Source organism: Shewanella sp. 125m-7, assembly GCF_052977045.1.
This window is the reverse complement of record NZ_JBRILQ010000021.1, coordinates 49,354-68,011: the sequence shown is the minus strand read 5'-3', so window position 1 is coordinate 68,011 and position 18,658 is coordinate 49,354. Positions and strand designations below refer to the sequence as shown.

The window sequence follows — 18,658 nt, the reverse complement described above, 5'->3', positions numbered from 1 at the left end:
CTTAGTTAAACCACAAGCTCACCACTAACTTGTTCAATTCATGGAGTAGAAATGAACTTATTGAATCATATTTCAATAAAAATACGGATGTTAGCCTTGGTGTTATTGCCACTGATTTTTGCCTCATTCTTGTCTGCATTAGAGATTAAAAATCAAAGCGACAATGTTGAATCGCTAAATACCCTCAATAGCAAAATTAACTTTCTTGAATCTTTCTCTCAGTTAAACAAACAGATCAATCAAGCAAGAGAGCAGTTATTCAAACACAATATTAAGCTGTCCCTCGACTCTCTTTCTCCCAGCCTCAACAAAATAAAGCAACTGCTACCACAAGCCTTTGCTCCCAAAAATGTTGTAGAGATGGAATCCTGGTTAGATAACACTAATACCGCGCTTAAAGAGATGAATGAAGTTGACGCCGAAGGCCTAGGAGACTGGTCAGTTTGGTTCAATGAACTTCAAATTCAAGCGCTCAGTACCCTAGAGAAAGATCACTCTGGCATTAACGATGAAATAAATCAGCAACTGGCCATATTATATCAACTGCAGTGGTTATCCCTGTGGTCTACTGAGGAGAGTTGGTTAATCAAAAGGTTGCTATTAAATCGCAATAATAACGATCTCCTTAGTCAGTTGAACTCCATCACAGAGCGCCAACAACTTTTTATTGAACGCTTTATTGATATCAACGCTAAGCCGGAGCAGGTATCACTGCTACTGAGTATTTTTTCAGATAAAGCATTTGAGCAGAGCTATCAATTAAGAAACCATATTTTAAATCAACAACCACTGACTCACAGCTCCGATATCAGTTTGCCTGCATTGCAGCAGCGCCTTAATTTAATTCAATATGTTGTGAGTACCTTTTCCAGCCAGCTAACAAACAATATTCAAAGCGAAATAAGCCTATCTAAGCGCTTGATCTTGTTATTTTGCGCAGCATTATTTTGCTCTTTGGTCATTATTGCCATCATAGGTGCCAACCTATATAGACGGATCACTAACTATCTCAGCCACGTGATCAACACCATGTCGCACATTGAGGAGACTCATGACTATTCAAAGAAAATCAATGAAGCAGGGAGCGATGAATTTAGTCTTTTCTCTCATACACTCAACAAGCTGATTAATGAACGCCATCAAAATGAGCAGAAAATACTACGGGCAAAGTCTGAAGCTGAAAAAGCCAACCAAGCTAAGAGTTCATTTCTGGCCAATATGTCTCATGAAATTAGGACTCCACTTAACGGGATTATTGGTATGTCAGACATTATGGCCAATACTGAACTTACCGCTACACAAAGTGAGTACCTACAAACAATCGAGACATCATCACAGACGTTATTAATTTTAATCAATGACATACTCGATCTATCGAAAATTGAATCAGGTAAGCTTTCTATTTCTAATACTGAAGCAAACATTACCGAAGTGATTTACGACACTCTTTCGATGACACAGCCTAAAATTGCAGAGAAAAACCTAACATTAGAAGTCGAAATTGATGAACATACTCCTTACCTTGTCTCTCTGGATGAGCATCGTATGAGGCAAGTGTTAATGAACCTATTATCTAATGCCGTTAAATTTACCAACCAAGGTGGAATTAAAGTTAGCGTCTCTTGTAATAACACTAAAGATATTAGTGAAATGGTTATCAACATCGATGATACCGGTATTGGGATTGATAAAGATAAACAGCAACAGATTTTTTCTCCGTTTATTCAGGAGGATGCCACTATTACTCGCCAATTTGGTGGTACAGGGTTAGGTCTCGCTATTTGCAAACAGCTCATCGAACTGATGGACGCGGAGATCACTGTTAGCTCGGTTAAAAATCAAGGCAGTCGCTTTACAATTTGTCTGTCTCTAAACATTATCGCTCAAAGTAAACCGGAAACAGACCAATTTAAGCCGTTAACTGCAGCGATAATTTCAAATAATCCTCAACTCAATGACATCATCAACCGAGAGTGTAAACAGCTGGGGTTTAGCCTTAATTACCACTACCAATCATGTTTTGATTTACTTCAAGATAAACAAAAATTCGACCTATTGTTCATCGATAACCAATCAGCAACCAGAGATGCACTGGCTCCCCTGTCCGAGCTGCTCAAACAAAAAAATATTTTCATCATTGCCATTAATTCACTGGCAGAAAAACGCCAACTCGATAGCATTGATGCAATAGTAACGATCCCCCTTTTCGGTAATCGTTTTAAAAATGCCATTAATAACGGGGCAGAAAGTCGAAAATTAAGACAAAAAAGTCTATCCGACGATATTGAGAACAGCAGTAACAAACCTGTAGTACTCGATAAAGCTAATGTGGTTATTCTGATTGTAGAAGATAACCTAGTAAATCAGAAAGTGGCCTCTTTACAGCTCAAACAGGCGGGTTTTGATTTTATTATTGCGAGTAATGGCCAAGAAGCCTTTGAATTTATTAGCGCCGGCAGAGCCTTCCACGCCATTTTAATGGACTGCATGATGCCGGTTATGGATGGCTTTACGGCAACCGAAAAAATCAGAGAGTGGGAAAGTCTACATTCTCAGCCAAGGTTACCTATCATCGCACTAACTGCGAGCGTACTCGACCAAGATATTCAGAAGTGTTATCAATCAGGTATGGATGATTACCTCGCAAAACCCTTTAAAAAAGAGGCGTTACTACATAAGCTTAAATCAATATCTAAACAGGCCTGTTAATTTGTTATCGGCAATCACTATCCCCTTTAACAGCCATGACATTAAATAGCGGCTTTAATCTCTAGTGAGGTTGATGTTATAGACATGGGCTGGCTATGACTAAAAATTCAACACTTGCATCTGGGATAGTAATACGTTGAAATGAGATTAGCATGAATGAATTTAGTGAGTTTTTCTCTCAAGGTTATTGGTGGCTCTCATTGCTTGGCGGTCTACACTGCCTAGGGCTAGGCTTGTATATCCGCTACATTTATACAGAGCAAAGTGGTAACCATAAGATTCTGGGTGGCATTTTCAGTTTAATGGCGCTGTATTTTTTTACTGGGTTACTCAACATTAATAACGCTCCTGCGCCCATCCACTTACTTTTTATCTTAATTATTCCCGTCTACTTTTTAATGATGCCCCTGCTCTACCTCTATTGCGACCGCAGCCTTAATGAAATCAAACGACCAATCGGTTTTTCACGTCACTTCTACCCCGCCGTTATCATCGCTATTATTGTGGTATTAGCCACCGGTTACCGAATCATCTTTGAGCATAATTGGCCTGAAATTAAACTGAGTCAGCCGCCGACTCTGACTGATTTAAGCCTCTTAGGCATACTCCTCCCTGCCATGCTATTTGTTCAGACTGGGATCTATTTTTATTACATCATTAAAATGCTTAGCCGCTATCCCGGCCGAACATCAAGAGTGCATCAAGATAGCCTCAAAGATATTAAGTTTCGCTGGTTGTTGGTGCTAACTCTCGCGTTAATGGGTAATTGGCTTATCAGGACGGTATTGGTGATCTTGCCTTTTTACTTCGGCGATAGGTTTATTGCTATCAACCAAGCCGCAACCAAGTTAGCCCTATTATTGACTGTCTATATATTGGCTATTTACGGTCTCAAGCAGATCACCCGAGCTGCCTTTTTGCGCGGCAAACTCACTCAACAACATCCGAAACAACCGATGCGGAGCAGCCAACAGTTACTTAATTCTGAAGAGCTCGCTTATTTGCAGCAGTTAATGCAGGAGGAGAAAGAAGAGGATCAGAAAAATAACCCGCCATAGGCTTTGCTGAAGTCCACGGCGTGATAAGTCTATATTTGTTAGGCTTTACAGCCATGTAGGAAAATTTTAATCGCTTGCGCCGAATACTGCTTAATTTCCTCTTCCGAAGGGACACCTAACCCCAAGACCACATCTTGGTAATAATCGCCTCGCAAAAGCCCAATTAACTGACTACTTGTCTGGGCAGGATCGTCAATATTCAGCTGTCCTTGAATAGCCTGCAGTTGTAAAAAATCACTCAACATTTGATAAAAACGATGGGGCCCACGAGATAAGAAAAAATCCACCAGCTCTTTATCTCGGCGAGACTCAGTCACAATAATCCGATATATATCGATAATAGGCTGAGAACACAAAGCCTTAAGGTATTCGTAACCAAACTGATTAAGCTGTTCAGCTAAATCCGCTTGAGCATCAAATTGAAAAGCACTGCCCACCTGTTCGGTACAGCGAGTGACCACCTGAATCAAAATTCCGCGCTTACAACCAAAATAACTATAAAGGGTCTGCTTAGAGCCACCGCACACCTCAATAATTTGATCTAGACTCGTGTCGGCGTAACCCTGCTCAAAAAAAAGCTGAGTCGCTACGTCGATAATTTTTTCTTGTTTCTTTAGCGTAGATGGACGCATTCAAGTACCTCTCCTGTATGAGCCTAATTAGAACAGGTCTGTGTTATTCATGCAATTTAAGCCAAGTAACCCATAAGCTTGCTCAAGGCTAATTTGCGATCTCAAACGATCTTTTATGAACCTTGGTTAAAATTTAACTTGATCTAGTTATACCAAATAACTTATCGTACCGTTCAGTACAGTACGATAAGTTAATGAGAAAATATGAACGCCAAAATTAAAGCCATCGTTATCGCCCTCGCCTTAGTCACGACTCTTGCAATGACGGCTAACACTTTTGTCAGTAATGCTGATACCGAAAAAACCGATAACGCCTATGTTCATGGTGAGATCACCCAGATAAGCGCTGAGGCTTCTGGTCGAGTCACAAAAATATTTGTAACAGATAACCAAATGGTAAAAGCCGGAGACGTACTGGCAATCATAGATCCGAGAGATTACGTCGCCCGACGAGACCAGGCTAAAGCGGCGTTAGCCATGGCGAGTGCATCACTCGATAGCAACCAGAGTCGCACCGCGCTACAACACGTCAATATCGACGAAACTGCGGCTCATTTGGAGGTCGCAGAGGCGAACCATGACTTCGAGCAAAAGGAGCTAATTAGGTATGCAAAATTGGTTAAGACCGATGCTGTCAGCAAAACACAGCACGATGCGCAAGCGAACAAGACTCGCATAGCCAATGCCAACCTTGAGGCGGCTAAGTTTAAGTTATCAGCAGCCAAGCAGCAGCTTATTAACCTAGAGACAGATCGCACTCACATTCTTGCACAGCAGCAACAAGCACAAGCAAGCTTAGCGCTAGCCGAACTAGAACTGCAAGATACCCAAATTCTAGCGCCGATCTCTGGCCGGATCGGTAATCGCGCCCTACAACTCGGTAAGTTTGTCCAAGCAGGTTCTGGCGTATTGGCCATTGTGCCAACCGATGAATTATGGATAGAAGCCAACTTTAAAGAGACCCAGCTAACCCATATTCAACCTGGGCAAACCGTAGAGGTAGTACTGGATATGTTCCCTGACTCAACACTCACTGGCACGGTGAGCAGCACTTCGCCATCAACAGGTGCACAGTTCAGCCTCTTGCCTCCTGACAATGCCACCGGTAATTTCGTCAAGGTGGTGCAGCGAGTACCAGTAAAGATCAAACTGATGATCCCGTCGGCATTAAAAGGCCGAGTCGTTCCAGGGCTATCGGCAGAAGTCACGATTAACACCAATAGCACCAATAGCACCAATAGCTAAGTCTTTCACTTACTCAGAGTTAATGCCATGAACCGCCGCCTCGAACTTATGCTAATTGTGACCCTGGCAATGATCCCATTTGGCATCACCTCGGCTATCTACAATGCCAGTGCCAGTAACATTGCCGGAACATTAAGCCTATCGGCTGACAATGCTTCTTGGTTCAATATTGCTTATATCTTAGCGCAATTACTGACCCTGCCTTTGGCCTCATGGCTAAGTTACCGCATAGGCGCAAAGCGCCTGCTAACCATGGGCACCGCTCTTGGCTTGTTAAGCAGTTTACTATTAGGTTTTAGCAGCAATGTCGTGGGGCACTTTATTGGCTGGGGCGTTATCGGGATTGCAGCAAGCTGTATGTTAGTGGCAGTGCAGGTGTTGGTGCTGCGTAACCTGTCACTTAAGGACATCGCTATTGCTGAAGGTTGCATGATGCTAATGACAACTCTGCTACCTATGGGCGTCTACCCTTGGCTTATCGCCGAGCTAGCCGAGAACGGCTTATGGCAACTCACCTTTGCGGCACAATCGAGCCTTTACCTGCTCATTTTAGCTTGGTTATGGTTACGGCCGCTCGATTATATCGACACGACGCAGCGACTGAAATTTAACGCGCTACAAGCGATTACCATGAGCGCTGCCATCACCGGGATCACGCTAATCTTGATGCGTGGCCAGTACTATAACTGGTTCGATAGTCCAGAGTTTACTCAGATGACTCTGGTCACCGTGGCATTGATTCTCTTATGTGTATTCGTTATGGCGAAGCAGCTTGGTCGTGGCGAGTTCATTCGTAGCGATGTATTAAGCCCGCTAAAGAATAAAGTGTCGATGTACAACGCTGCCCTTGCAGGCTTTGCCGTGCTTGGCACTTCTATGCTGATCAGCGTTTACCTTGGCAGTGTATTGCGCTACAGCCATAGCGAGCAAGGCTGGCTGCAAGTGCCCGCTTTTTCCAGCATGTTTGTCGGCTTACTTATTAGTATCTGGATCTGTAATCACCCAAGACTCAAACCCGATGCCGTGGTGCCCATTGGTGTGCTAATGATCTTGCTCTCGAGCGTCTCGCTATCAGGTAGCAGCGCCAGTAGTGGCGCAAGTGATATGCTGCCAGCATTAATCTTACGCGGGCTTGGCGTCGGCTTGCTCAATGTCACCGTGTCTATCTCTATTTTATCGAGTTTTAAAAAAGAGCATATTTCACAGGGCGTAAGTTACTTCTACCTCTTTAGAACCTTAGGGGGTCTGATGGGCATGGCGTTGTTCTCTAGAATGATGAGTATTGAGTCCACCAGCACCATGGGTGTGCTAGGCGAAAATTTCAATCAAATGAACAGCAATTTCATCCAGTATCAAACGGCCATGACTCAAGTCTTGAACCAAGGGATGTTGGAAGCCACGCCAGAGCGAGTCGCGAGCTTGCTTTCCAGCCAACTGCAACTACAAACGGCAGCCGTTGCAGGAGGCAATAATTTCCAGTGGTTTATTATCTCGCTGTTTGTGCTTGCCCCTATCTTGATCATAGGTAAAAAGTTAGTGGCAAAGTCTGCTAATCAGTAGCCGGAAGATTAACTAAGTCTGTTTTTGATTTATCACAAATAAACACCATTGAATGAATTTTTTTCATAGCCAACCGCGTAAAAGTTACGCTAGTGTATTAGCCCTTATTTCAAGAAAACATCAAAAAAATAATAATAAACGCAAGTTAACTTATTGAAGGGTAGGAATTAATACATGAAACAAACACACACGCTATCGTTGCTTGCTGCCGCGCTGATCGGCAGCAGTTTCTCTGCCATGGCGGTAGAGAGAACGCACGACATCAGCATTGATGACTTCTTTGATATCGGTAATATGGGTTCGGTGACACTTAGCCCTAATGGTAAGCAAGCTGTGTGGTTAGAATCACGCTGGGACAAAGAGCTTGATAAGAGTCAGCGTGATATATGGCTGCTCAATACCAAGTCACTTCAATCAAAGCGTCTGACCTTCACCAACGAGAGTGAGTCTAGCCCGCAGTGGAGCTCTGACGGTGAGTATGTTTATTACCTAGGTAAAATAAAGCAAGAAGGTGCAAAGGCGCCTTATAACGGTAAAACCCAAGTGTTCCGTTTATCCGTCAGCACTGGCGATAGCCAACCTATGACTAAAGAAGTTGAAGGCGTCAATGGCTTTGAACTTAGCCACGACGGCAAAAGCTTGTATTTTCTAACCACTAAAACCACAACCGATAAAGATCAGTGGGCAGCAATGCGCGCCGATCACAGCGCTCCAAAGTATGGCCACGGCGAACAAAAAACCAATCCACTATATCAGCTCGACCTTGAGCATTTTAAGCAGACATTACTCCTAGATGACGATAAGGTTGTTTGGGAGTTTAAGGTTAGCCAAGATGGCAGCAAGATAGCCCGTATCACCACCACAGATAACGAACTGGTGTTCTTAGAAGGTTGGTCTGATGTTGAAATTTTCGATACGACCACCCAGCAGAACAGCGTGCTGGCAGACACCCAATGGCGTGACAATGCCCCTTCGCCTTATGGCTGGCTGCTCGGCCTTGCTTGGCAAGACAACAATACCGAATTAGCGTTTAGAATCGATTTCGACGGTCATCCAGGCCAGCTATTTATTGCCGATGCCAAAGCCACAGATAAACCATCGCTTGAGATCTCTCGCCCAGGCGATGTGACACTGAACTCAAGCGATCTTACTTGGCGGCCAAACAGTGATGAGATCTGCTATCGCGGCGCCGATCATGGCCGCGTCAAACTGTTCTGCACTGAAATCGATGATGGCGAACAAGGCGATACTCGCAGCGTAATTCCCGGTGACATGGTGATCGGTAGTTATAGCTTTAGTCAAAATGGTAAGTCCGTCGCTTTTAGCCATAACGGCTTAGATCATTTCTCTGACATGTTTATTGCAGATGCCAACAGTAGCCGTGCTAAGGCTAAACGTATAACCAATATCAATCCACAAGTTGATAGCTGGAAACTGCCGCAGGTCTCTATTGTTAAATGGACGGCGCCAGACGGTAGTGTGGTTGAAGGCATACTCGATCTACCGGCTGGATACAAAAAAGAAGATGGCCCCTTGCCATTAATCGTGCAAATTCATGGGGGGCCAACATCAGCGACGCCTTATGCCCTGCAGCATAGATCTTACGGACGTTCGACCTTCACCGCTAATGGATGGGCTCTACTTTCACCTAATTACCGTGGCTCTACGGGCTATGGCGATAAGTTCTTAACCGATCTTGTTGGTCGTGAGCATGATATCGAAGTCAAAGATATCATGGCTGGCGTTGATCAACTTATTAGCGATGGTGTCGTTGATGGTGACAAGATGGCCGTGATGGGCTGGAGTAACGGCGGTTATCTCACCAATGCGATTATCAGTACCAATAATCGCTTTAAAGCCGCAAGCTCTGGTGCCGGCGTATTCGATCAGCGCCTGCAGTGGATGCTTGAAGATACTCCGGGGCATGTGGTCAACTTTATGGAAGGACTACCTTGGGAAAAGCCTGAAGCTTATGATCATGGATCGTCTCTGACTCATGCTAACAAGATCAAAACCCCCACATTAATTCATATCGGTGAAGGCGATCAGCGCGTACCGCTTGGTCATGCTCAAGGTCTCTATCGTGCGCTGCACCACTACCTCAATGTACCTGTAGAGTTAGTCGTTTACCCCGATGAAGGCCATGGTTTAAGTAAATACCAGCACCGTAAGGCTAAAATGGAGTGGGATCAGAAATGGTTTAATCACTATGTATTAGGCCTACCTGTCGAGTAAGCAACTCTGTTTATCATCGCTTAACCAAATCTATAAAAGCGCCTGTTGGCGCTTTTATTTTAACTAACAACCATTCATTAAAGCCATTCACTTTCTGTTCAGTAAGGCTATGCTAAGGTTTAGCTAGTTTGTGCAATGGGGAAAATGGAATGAGGAGAGTCCAATGACAGCTTTTATCAAGAGAATATCCGCCTGCTTATGTCTGCTTGCCAGCGTAATGATAGCCCCACAAGCTCTCGCTGAAGACAGTTATGCTCAAGCAAAGAGCACTTTTCAGCAAGCCAGCCAACCTCAAAAGTTTTTCGATAGCGCTTATGGCTATGCGCTATTTCCGACCGTAGGTAAAGGCGGCATTGGTATTGGTGCAGCCTACGGTAAAGGCCAGGTCTATCGAGGCGGCCGATATACCGGTAATACCAGCCTAACTCAGATCTCTTTTGGTTTTCAGCTTGGTGGTCAAGCCTATAGCGAGGTTATCTTCTTCAAAGATGAGGCAGCTTATAAAGCCTTTACCAGTGGCAGCTTTGAATTTGGTGCACAAGCCTCGGCCGTTGCCATCAATATTGGCGCCAATGCCCAAGCAGGTACCACAGGTAACTCCGCAGGTGCTGGCAAAGGTGCAGCTAAAGCCGCTTATATCAATGGTATGGCTGTATTTACTGTTGCCAAAGGCGGCTTAATGTTTGAAGCGGCTCTGGCAGGCCAGTCATTTACCTTTGAAGAAAAGTAGAGACGGATAGGACCTAGGATCTAGGATCTAGGTCCTTCAAAGTTAGAACCGAGGTAAATCACATCTCTTCACATCCCTTTACAGGATAAGAATTCGTTATTTATGCCCCCATGGCACTGGTGGCAATGCCACTGGCTTGCTCAGATCAAAATCGACTCTAAAATCACGATTTTCACGAGTTAAACGGTAAGTAAATTCTTGCGGCTTAACGTACATGTGCCACACGTTAGTCACCGACACATCTAAACCATTTTCTCTAAAGTTGTTAATCGAGTAAGCATCGACGGGGAATGACTGCTCAGTAGCGGTGCCCATATCTGCGGTCATACCACCATACATAGTCACCTTGTCTTCAGATCCATCTTTATGACGGTGATCATGAGCTAAATGCAGGCCATAAGGCGTTTTCGTTATCACCCAAGTACGAGAGTGGTCATCACCCACATGAAATGGCACCTTAAGTACTGTATCGCTGCATTCACGCACGTGCATAACAAGCTTCTTGCCACTAAATGCCGAGTCAGCGCTATTGCCTTCAGTAACCGTTCCTTCAAACGCTTTGCCACAATGAGCGGCGAGATTATCGAAAAAAGCAGTCTGTTCTGAAGTCACTGCCATAGCGGGTAGTGTAAAGCTAGACGTCACCAACAGGGCGATTTGTGAGTATTTTATTGTTTTCATTATTATCTCCGAGGATTTGTGACTAACCTATCACAAAGAGATAAATTTTAACTGAAAGTTTAAAGCCTTTATAAATCAAGCTGCGCCTTGGTTTTGGCGCGATTAACGAATATAAGACAGCGCTCAATCGATAAACATGGCGTATAATCGCGCGACATTTTCCACTATCGATTAAAAGCACGATCTCGCTATGAGTAAGTACACAGCTCCCACCTTTTCAATTTCATTAGTTCATCCTAAATATTGGGGCGTATTACTCATTGTTAGCATCAGCTACCTTTGTAGCTTGCTGCCGTATGCGATTCAAATACGCTTAGGCAAGCTGACAGGTCGTATAGTGCTAGGCTTTATGAAGCGCCGCCAGCACACCATTAAGCGCAATCTTGAACTGTGCTTTCCAGATATGGGTGACGCTGAGCGCGATAACTTAATCAAACTGAATATTGAAAACACCGGATTAGCACTTTTTGAAACTGGCATGGCCTGGTTTTGGTCAGATGCACGTATTGCACGCCACATGACTGTCGTCGGCATGGAACATATCGACAAGCTGAAAGCCGAAGGACGCGGCGCACTATTGATTGCCGTGCACTCACTGAACCTTGAGCTTGGGGGGCGTGCTTTTGGCCAATTTCACAAAGGCATGGCAGTATACCGCCCTAACAACAATCCATGTTTTGATTACTTCCAGTTTAAAGGACGTTCGCAAGGTGGGCATACGTTAATTCATCGCAAGAACGTCAAGTTTATGCTCGAAGCGCTCAATGATGGTGCCTTCATGTGGTACGCCCCGGATCATGACTATGGTCGCCGTCGCTCGACTTTTGCACCATTATTTGCGGTAGAGAATGCTTGCACCACTACAGGTACCAGTTTACTTGCTGATAACTCAAATTGTGTGATTGTACCTGTGGTATTAGTGCGTAATGACGATAATGGCCATTACACCTTAACCATTAAAGAGCCGATGATTGATGAGTTTCCGAAAGGAGATGAAAACGCGGGTGCGCGTTTTATCAATAAGATTGTTGAAGCCTCGATTATGGACGCGCCTAGCCAATATATGTGGCTACATAGACGCTTTAAGAATCGCCCTGATGGCGAAGCGTCTCTATATTAATGCTAATCAAACCAAGCTGAGGTTTTTTCAGCGGCTTGGTTTTTCACCTTGTCATCGACATACATAGACACCATGGCAAGCGCGGCAGCCAAAGCACCAAGATCATCGGAAAATCCCAGTATAGGGGTTAAGTCTGGAATTGCATCAATCGGCGAGATAAAGTAAGCCAAGGCACCAAAAATCACCGTCTTCGCCCATTTAGGCGTATCTGGTCGCTTGGCGGCATAATATAAACACAGCGCATTATCTATCACTTCACGTCCGGCTTTCTTAGCAAACAGCTTCACCTTTTGCCAAAAACTTTCGTCGCTATATTCTGTATCTTGATTATTTGAAATAAGGTTATCTGAATTGTCAGCCATCATTAGCTCCAATATCAAAAAGGGAATATCCAAGATATTCCCTTATTTTAGTTTATTTAGCTAGCTTGAACATACACGCAAAGCTTACCTTTGGTGCTTTGGCGTTGTACCCCAAGCGTTCTTCTTCGCTGGGCGTTTACCTGCTTGACTAGGTTTACTCTGTCCAGGTTTAGCTTGTCCAGGCTTGCCATGAGCAGCTTTATTCTGACCCGCTTTGTTTTGGCCCGATGCATTGCCATCCGACTTATTCTGACCCGCTTTGCGATCATCAAATTGATCGCCAGAGAAGCGAGTAAAGGCTTTCTTAGCTGTGCCGTCATCTTTGCTGTTTAGCTTCTTATTGTTGCGAATCGCTTCTCGCTCTTGGCGCGTCTCTACTGGTACTAGGCAAGATGGACCATTACCAATCAACTTCTCTTTGCCCATATCAATAAGCGCTTCGCGGATAATCGGCCAACCTGCAGGGTCATGATAACGCAACAAAGCTTTATGTAACTTACGCTGACGGCCTTTTTTAGGCACCGACACCTCTTCACTGCTGTGCTTTACATTCTTAAGCGAATTCAGCCCAGTATGGTAAATGGTGGTCGCATTGGCCATCGGCGATGGATAGAAATTTTGCACTTGATCTAGCTTGAACTTTTCGCCTTTCAACCACAATGCCAAGTTCACCATGTCTTCATTGGTGGTGCCTGGATGCGCCGAGATAAAGTAAGGGATAAGGTATTGTTTCTTACCCGCTTCTTTCGAGTACTTATCGAAAAGTTCTTTAAACTTATCGTAAGTGCCCATTCCCGGCTTCATCATCTTATTGAGCGGTCCCTCTTCGGTATGCTCTGGAGCAATCTTCAGGTAGCCACCCACGTGATGGGTAGCCAGCTCTTTAACGTAGCGCGGATCTTCCGTTGCAAGGTCATAACGTACGCCAGAGGCAATCAAGACTTTTTTAATGCCTGGCACTTCACGGGCTGCACGGTACAAATCTATCGTCGCTTGATGGTCGGTATTTAAATGGCCGCAAATAGCAGGGAATACACAGGATAAACGACGACAAGTACTTTCAGCTTTAACACTAGAACAACCTAAACGATACATGTTAGCCGTTGGGCCACCCAGATCGGATATCACCCCTGTAAATCCGGGCACTTTATCTTGAATATCTTTAATTTCTTTAACGATCGAATCCTGAGAACGACTTTGAATAATTCGTCCTTCATGCTCGGTGATCGAACAGAAAGAGCAACCACCAAAGCAACCACGCATGATATTGATTGACGTCTTAATCATGTCGTAGGCAGGAATTTTCTCTTTACCATACGATGGGTGCGGTACGCGCTGATAAGCTAAATCAAATACGCCATCCATCTCATCGGTATTAAGCGGCCACGCAGGCGGATTCACCCAAATAGCGCGTTCGGCGTGCTTTTGAAATAATGCGCGCGCACAACCTGGATTCTGCTCTTGGTGCAAAATACGCGACGCATGGGCATACAAATATTTATCTTCTGAGACCTTCTCATAGCTTGGCAGCAATACGTAGGTCTTCTCCCAAGGCTTAGGTCTAGCGGGCTGAACACTGACGGCTTTGGGCGCATCATTGTCGAATATTTTTTCATCCGTAGGGCCCGATAGGTTCTTACAACCCACATCGTCGGCGCCATAGGGATTTGGAATAGGGTCAATCTTATGTAACTGATCGATCTTGCGTGAATCCATGCCCTTCCATTCAGGCAACGGCTCTTTACGAATAACCGTGGTGCCACGAATATCGTGCAGCTCACTGATAGGCTCACCAGATGCTAAACGATGTGATAGCTCCACTAAAGGTCGCTCAGCATTACCGTAAACTAAGATGTCAGCCTTGGCGTCTAAAATCACACTGCGGCGCACTTTATCTGACCAGTAATCATAGTGAGCAATACGGCGCAAGCTAGCTTCAATACCGCCAATCACCACTGGCACATTCTTAAAGGCTTCTTTGCAGCGCTGGGTATAAACTGTCACGGCGCGATCGGGGCGTTTACCACCTATGTTACCCGCAGTATAGGCATCATCATGACGCATACGACGCTCAGCCGTATAACGGTTAATCATCGAATCCATGTTACCCGCGGTCACGCCAAAGTAGAGGTTAGGCTTACCTAACTTCATAAAGTCTTCTTTGTTTGACCAATCGGGCTGCGAAAGAATACCAACTCTAAAACCTTGCGCTTCAAGCATACGGCCAATAACCGCCATACCAAAGCTTGGATGATCCACATACGCATCGCCGGTGACGATAATAATGTCGCAACTATCCCAGCCGAGCTTTGCCATCTCTTTGCGAGACATTGGCAAAAATGGCGCTGGCTTTGTTAACTCTGGGCGATATTTTGGAAAGGTAAATAACGTGGATTCTACTTGCATGGATTTGGCAGCCTAACTGAAATACAAAAATTACGCGGATATCGCACCCCATGTCACTCTCACTATGGGGACGCGGAGTATAACAGGCTACGCCTGCAAGGTGTGACTAAAAAAGCATCAAGTTGATGCTTTTTTTAGTATAGCCGCTTATCCCATAATTTGGCTGTGGGTATTACCCTGCCTGACTCTCAGTATATTTTCGTCGATAGCACAAGACTAATTGGCTTTGAGCTGGTATGACTTTAGCGCTATAAACTTGAGCCGAAGGCCAGTAAATTCACAACCACCAAAGCTAACATCACGACCCAAGTCAGTAGCATCCCCCAGAAGCGACCGAAATGATATCCACCTTGACCTTGAGTTAAGCCAATTGCATGCAGCAAGCGCGCAACAATCCACACGGCGCCAAACAGATGTAATAACAGAGCACTTGTACCATTCATCTCTGCAACCACCAATAACAGCAGAACCATGGGTGCATTTTCAAGCAAATTGGCATGTACTCGTTGAGCTAAGGTTAGCGCTTCATTGCCCGCACTACCTATGCCAATCTTATGAGTTCGTCTTAGTGTTATCACCCTATAAGTCAACACAATAGCGAGTAACGCGGTAAGGCTGATATACAGCCCTGATATGGCAAGTGGCATTTTATATCCTGTTAAATTTTGCAGATAAAACCATAGCATTACAATTGCGGAACATTATGTAAATAAATGGCAACTTTTTTCGCTCAAATAAGGTAAGATGCGCTCGTCAAATTATGGCAAATAAATAGCTGCGACTAACAACCAATAAAAACAACATAAGCAGCTGTTTAATAAAACAATCCTGAAGTCACCTATAGCGAATATCATAGTGGATAATCAAGAGTTCTTAGAAAAGCGCCGTTTTATTATTAGACTCGGTAAAGCACTGCATAAATTTGGCACTCCAGCCTACCGTTTAGAGACCCACCTACAGGGTGTCTCTAATGTACTTGGGATCGAAGGCTATTTTTTGATATCGCCAACGGCGATGACCTTTGTACTGCAACACGATGAAGACCAAGAATATAACCACGTTGCTCGGGTTAACCCAGGTGAATTAGATTTAGGCTCCCTCGCTAGAACAGATGAACTAGTCGAAGAGCTAATGTCAGGTCAGCGCACACTCAGTGAAGCACTCGAACGCTTAGAAGAGATTTCCAATAAGCCTAATCCATATGGCACTAAATTAACCCTGCTTGCTTTTGGTACCTCAGCCGGAGCGTTTGCAATGTTGATGGGCACCAGTTGGAACGATGTCTTTTGGTCAGGCATGTTAGGCCTAATGGTTTATGGCTTAGTGTATCGCGCCGAACGCTCTAAGCGCATGGCTGAAATGCTTGAACCCCTCGCCGCGATTTTATGTGCCATTGCAGCCTACGCGATTGCCAAAGTCGATCCCTCGGTTAATATTCCAGTGGTGATATTGTCAGGCATTATTATCTTTATCCCAGGTTTAGCGCTCACCCTTGGCTTAGCTGAACTGGCCGCACGCGATCTTATCTCCGGTACCGCTAGAGTCATGGATGCCTTTATGCTGCTGTTTAAGCTGTATTTTGGGGTCATTTTAGGTATGGCAATAGGTAAAGCCTTGTTTGGTGAAACAACGTATATTCCACCCGAGTCATTACCGCAGTGGGGGATTTGGGCCGCGGTACCAATATTGTCGACGGCGCTAGTGATTATCTTTAAAGCCCGATTGAAAGACTCACCTTGGGGCATTATGGCGGGGATTGTGGCATTTTTCTCTGCCATGTTGGGTGGGATCTATTTTGGCGAATCTATCGGCATTTTCTTTGGCGCTTTAGCCGTGGGTATTTATTCGAATTTATTTGCACGTTGGATGAAAGCTCCTGCATCTATCGCCCTCCTCCAGGGTATTGTGATCTTGGTCCCTGGTAGCAAGACCTATATTGGCCTCAACACTCTAATCCTAGGCGAGACCATTTTTAATCAATCTCATTTAGGTATTCAAATCTTCTTAATCTTTATGTCCATTGTCGCCGGTTTAATCTTCGCCAACGTGGCCGTGCCACCAAGACGTAACTTGTAGCCAGTTTTCATTAACAGAGTAAAAAGAGTGCTATTAGCGCTCTTTTTTATTGCGCGAAATCATTTTCTGATTAAGTAAAACTGCCTGTTATGACTTGACTAATCTACACTTACGCTGTGTTATTGTTTTGTTACACCTTAGCCGTTATTAATTCTCGCCAAGGAGTAGAGTGACATAATGAAGCGGGTTTTCAGCATCACCTTAGTGTTCTTTTTTAGCATCCAGATGGATGTTGCTTCGGCTGAAAATAAAACTGCAGTTCCTGATAACAACCACGCTGAAGATTACGAGCAAAAAAAACCGACCAAGAATATTGTGATCAAGAGTAACGATATTTTTGATCTCTCCGACCCCGATACTTTTTTCATTCATCGTTGGGCTAACTACCTACATATTAACACCCGAGACTCAGTGATCCGCGACAAACTTAGCTTTTCAGAAGGAAATGAAGTCAGCCAAAAGGACCTAGACGAAGCACAACGTATATTGCGCTCACAGGCCTATATTCGTGACGCTAAAATTAGTTACTCGAAGCCCGCTCCCGATGCAGACCTTGCAGATGAAGGCGAAAATATCTTAGTCGAAACTTGGGATAACTGGTCACTGTTACCCACCTTTAGTGCCAGTCGTAGCGGCGGTGAAAATAAGTTTTCCATCGGTATCAAAGAGGATAACTTGCTCGGCTACGGTATTCGTACTCGTATCAAATATCAGTCAAATGCCGACAGAACGGGTTACAAATTTGGGGTTGAGGCACCATTTAACTACATAAAATACGCCACTATTGCCGCAGAGTTTTACGATAATAGTGATGGTCAGGCTAAACATGTTTATTTTAATAAACCATTTTATACCTTAGATGGCAGCCATATGTATTCCGCCGAATACCTAGATGATCTCCGTGTCGATACCCTTAAACAAAACGGGATGGATATTAATGAGTTTCAGCACTCCGTTTTCTACAACAATGCCCGTTTTGGCTGGCTGATAAACCACAATAGCGAGGAAGTTTCTCGGTTTATTACCGGGATAACTCAAGATAGGAACGAGTTTAACCATATCGATAGCTACCCCACCTCTGAGCTACCGCAAGATAGGGACTTTCTCTATCCATGGCTTGCTTATCAGTACTTAGAAGATGATTTTAAAGTCCTCAAGAATGTGCATTTAATTAATTATAACGAGGACTTTAACTTTGGTTGGCAACATTACTTTAAGCTGGGTATTGAAACCCGAGACCTAAACGACAGTTCACCGATTGGCTACCACGTTAACTGGCAATCGAGTCGCGGTTACCAAGGTAAGGATCAACTGATTTTATTTGAGATGGATGGTGAAGGCGTATTTGCCACCAGCCAAAAAGATTTCTATAAACTCAATGTCGCTGCCGAGTATTTTTATCATATCAGCCCCAAGTGGACTGCCTATTCGAAGCTCAGATTAAGCACCTCACAAAATAACTACTTGGACGAACCCTTTGCTCTTGGTGATGACACTGGGGTTCGTGGCTACCCCAATGATTACCAATATGGTGACAATCAATGGGCCTTTACCGCAGAGATAAGAAACTATCCTAATATTAATTTATACCAATTAGCGGAACTCGGTTGGGCCGTATTTACCGATGTGGGTCATGCATTTGGCGGCGGGGATGAAAATAACGATGTGACTTCGCCAATTGGTAGCGTAGGCATTGGTGCGAGGATTTACTCATCAAAATCAAGCTACGGTAATGTCGCTCATATTGATATAAGTATGCCATTCACCTCCGGGGTTGAAGTGAATAGTTGGGAATGGCGCTTTCAGGTGAAAAATCGCTTTTAAGCGCCCTGTTAATCCAACAA

General features: G+C 44.4%; 14 protein-coding genes. 9 read left to right on the top strand and 5 right to left on the bottom strand.

Translation table 11 applies throughout. The annotated features are described in order from the left end of the window. Positions 1 to 51: 51 nt before the first annotated feature. Positions 52 to 2,709: an ATP-binding protein gene (locus ACVBIL_RS11505; protein ID WP_447167122.1), complete on the top strand. Its 2,658-nt coding sequence runs from the start codon at positions 52 to 54 to the stop codon at positions 2,707 to 2,709. 152 nt (positions 2,710 to 2,861) lie between these two features. After that, positions 2,862 to 3,767, top strand: a complete 906-nt coding sequence (locus ACVBIL_RS11500) for a hypothetical protein (RefSeq protein WP_447167121.1) — start codon at positions 2,862 to 2,864, stop codon at positions 3,765 to 3,767. Between the two features lie 38 nt (positions 3,768 to 3,805). Here ACVBIL_RS11500 and ACVBIL_RS11495 read toward each other — a convergent pair whose 3' ends face one another. Next, positions 3,806 to 4,399 carry a TetR/AcrR family transcriptional regulator gene (locus ACVBIL_RS11495; RefSeq protein ID WP_447164022.1) on the bottom strand — a complete coding sequence of 198 codons (594 nt, stop codon included), beginning with the start codon at positions 4,397 to 4,399 and terminating at the stop codon, positions 3,806 to 3,808. Between the two features lie 204 nt (positions 4,400 to 4,603). Between ACVBIL_RS11495 and ACVBIL_RS11490 the strand changes: the two genes are divergently transcribed. The 4 genes from ACVBIL_RS11490 (at position 4,604) to ACVBIL_RS11475 (ending at position 10,169) form a co-directional block, all read left to right on the top strand. Then, a complete protein-coding gene (locus ACVBIL_RS11490; protein ID WP_447167120.1) occupies positions 4,604 to 5,644 on the top strand; it encodes an HlyD family secretion protein in 1,041 nt (346 codons plus the stop codon). 27 nt (positions 5,645 to 5,671) lie between these two features. After that, positions 5,672 to 7,204 (top strand): MFS transporter, encoded by a 1,533-nt coding sequence (locus ACVBIL_RS11485; protein WP_447167119.1) that lies wholly within the window; start codon positions 5,672 to 5,674, stop codon positions 7,202 to 7,204. Between the two features lie 174 nt (positions 7,205 to 7,378). Further along, on the top strand, positions 7,379 to 9,439 hold the full coding sequence (locus tag ACVBIL_RS11480) for a prolyl oligopeptidase family serine peptidase (protein WP_447167118.1): 2,061 nt from the start codon (positions 7,379 to 7,381) through the stop codon (positions 9,437 to 9,439). Between the two features lie 163 nt (positions 9,440 to 9,602). Further along, positions 9,603 to 10,169 (top strand): lipid-binding SYLF domain-containing protein, encoded by a 567-nt coding sequence (locus ACVBIL_RS11475; RefSeq protein WP_447167117.1) that lies wholly within the window; start codon positions 9,603 to 9,605, stop codon positions 10,167 to 10,169. 96 nt (positions 10,170 to 10,265) lie between these two features. Here the strand turns inward: ACVBIL_RS11475 and ACVBIL_RS11470 are convergent, their stop codons facing one another. Further along, positions 10,266 to 10,850, bottom strand: coding sequence for a hypothetical protein (locus ACVBIL_RS11470; protein ID WP_447167116.1), 585 nt, complete (start codon positions 10,848 to 10,850; stop codon positions 10,266 to 10,268). A 190-nt stretch (positions 10,851 to 11,040) separates the two neighbouring features. Here ACVBIL_RS11470 and lpxL point away from each other — a divergent pair, with 190 nt between their 5' ends. Next, positions 11,041 to 11,970: an LpxL/LpxP family Kdo(2)-lipid IV(A) lauroyl/palmitoleoyl acyltransferase gene (gene lpxL, locus ACVBIL_RS11465; RefSeq protein ID WP_447167115.1), complete on the top strand. Its 930-nt coding sequence runs from the start codon at positions 11,041 to 11,043 to the stop codon at positions 11,968 to 11,970. A gap of 2 nt (positions 11,971 to 11,972) precedes the next feature. Here lpxL and ACVBIL_RS11460 read toward each other — a convergent pair whose 3' ends face one another. From ACVBIL_RS11460 to ACVBIL_RS11450, 3 genes are all read right to left on the bottom strand, one after another. Beyond that, positions 11,973 to 12,332: a YkvA family protein gene (locus ACVBIL_RS11460; protein WP_447167114.1), complete on the bottom strand. Its 360-nt coding sequence runs from the start codon at positions 12,330 to 12,332 to the stop codon at positions 11,973 to 11,975. 84 nt (positions 12,333 to 12,416) lie between these two features. Continuing rightward, the gene (locus ACVBIL_RS11455; RefSeq protein WP_447167113.1) at positions 12,417 to 14,738 is read right to left on the bottom strand and encodes a YgiQ family radical SAM protein; all 2,322 of its coding nucleotides are present in this window, start codon (positions 14,736 to 14,738) and stop codon (positions 12,417 to 12,419) included. A gap of 248 nt (positions 14,739 to 14,986) precedes the next feature. Continuing rightward, on the bottom strand, positions 14,987 to 15,385 hold the full coding sequence (locus ACVBIL_RS11450) for an MAPEG family protein (RefSeq protein WP_447167112.1): 399 nt from the start codon (positions 15,383 to 15,385) through the stop codon (positions 14,987 to 14,989). Between the two features lie 208 nt (positions 15,386 to 15,593). Between ACVBIL_RS11450 and ACVBIL_RS11445 the strand changes: the two genes are divergently transcribed. Both ACVBIL_RS11445 and ACVBIL_RS11440 read left to right on the top strand, forming a co-directional pair. Next, the gene (locus ACVBIL_RS11445) at positions 15,594 to 16,814 is read left to right on the top strand and encodes a threonine/serine ThrE exporter family protein (protein WP_447167111.1); all 1,221 of its coding nucleotides are present in this window, start codon (positions 15,594 to 15,596) and stop codon (positions 16,812 to 16,814) included. A gap of 225 nt (positions 16,815 to 17,039) precedes the next feature. After that, positions 17,040 to 18,638 (top strand): ShlB/FhaC/HecB family hemolysin secretion/activation protein, encoded by a 1,599-nt coding sequence (locus tag ACVBIL_RS11440; RefSeq protein WP_447167132.1) that lies wholly within the window; start codon positions 17,040 to 17,042, stop codon positions 18,636 to 18,638. Positions 18,639 to 18,658: the final 20 nt, after the last annotated feature.

Bases quoted from the DNA above. Each gene is read 5' to 3' on its own strand.
- ACVBIL_RS11450 (WP_447167112.1), bottom strand. From the start codon at position 15,385: ATGCCACTTGCCATATCAGGGCTGTATATCAGCCTTACCGCGTTACTC.
- ACVBIL_RS11440 (WP_447167132.1), top strand. From the start codon at position 17,040: ATGGATGTTGCTTCGGCTGAAAATAAAACTGCAGTTCCTGATAACAAC.
- ACVBIL_RS11485 (WP_447167119.1), top strand. From the start codon at position 5,672: ATGAACCGCCGCCTCGAACTTATGCTAATTGTGACCCTGGCAATGATC.
- ACVBIL_RS11470 (WP_447167116.1), bottom strand. From the start codon at position 10,850: ATGAAAACAATAAAATACTCACAAATCGCCCTGTTGGTGACGTCTAGC.
- ACVBIL_RS11455 (WP_447167113.1), bottom strand. From the start codon at position 14,738: ATGCAAGTAGAATCCACGTTATTTACCTTTCCAAAATATCGCCCAGAG.
- ACVBIL_RS11505 (WP_447167122.1), top strand. From the start codon at position 52: ATGAACTTATTGAATCATATTTCAATAAAAATACGGATGTTAGCCTTG.
- ACVBIL_RS11475 (WP_447167117.1), top strand. From the start codon at position 9,603: ATGACAGCTTTTATCAAGAGAATATCCGCCTGCTTATGTCTGCTTGCC.
- lpxL (WP_447167115.1), top strand. From the start codon at position 11,041: ATGAGTAAGTACACAGCTCCCACCTTTTCAATTTCATTAGTTCATCCT.
- ACVBIL_RS11495 (WP_447164022.1), bottom strand. From the start codon at position 4,399: ATGCGTCCATCTACGCTAAAGAAACAAGAAAAAATTATCGACGTAGCG.
- ACVBIL_RS11500 (WP_447167121.1), top strand. From the start codon at position 2,862: ATGAATGAATTTAGTGAGTTTTTCTCTCAAGGTTATTGGTGGCTCTCA.
- ACVBIL_RS11460 (WP_447167114.1), bottom strand. From the start codon at position 12,332: ATGGCTGACAATTCAGATAACCTTATTTCAAATAATCAAGATACAGAA.
- ACVBIL_RS11480 (WP_447167118.1), top strand. From the start codon at position 7,379: ATGAAACAAACACACACGCTATCGTTGCTTGCTGCCGCGCTGATCGGC.
- ACVBIL_RS11490 (WP_447167120.1), top strand. From the start codon at position 4,604: ATGAACGCCAAAATTAAAGCCATCGTTATCGCCCTCGCCTTAGTCACG.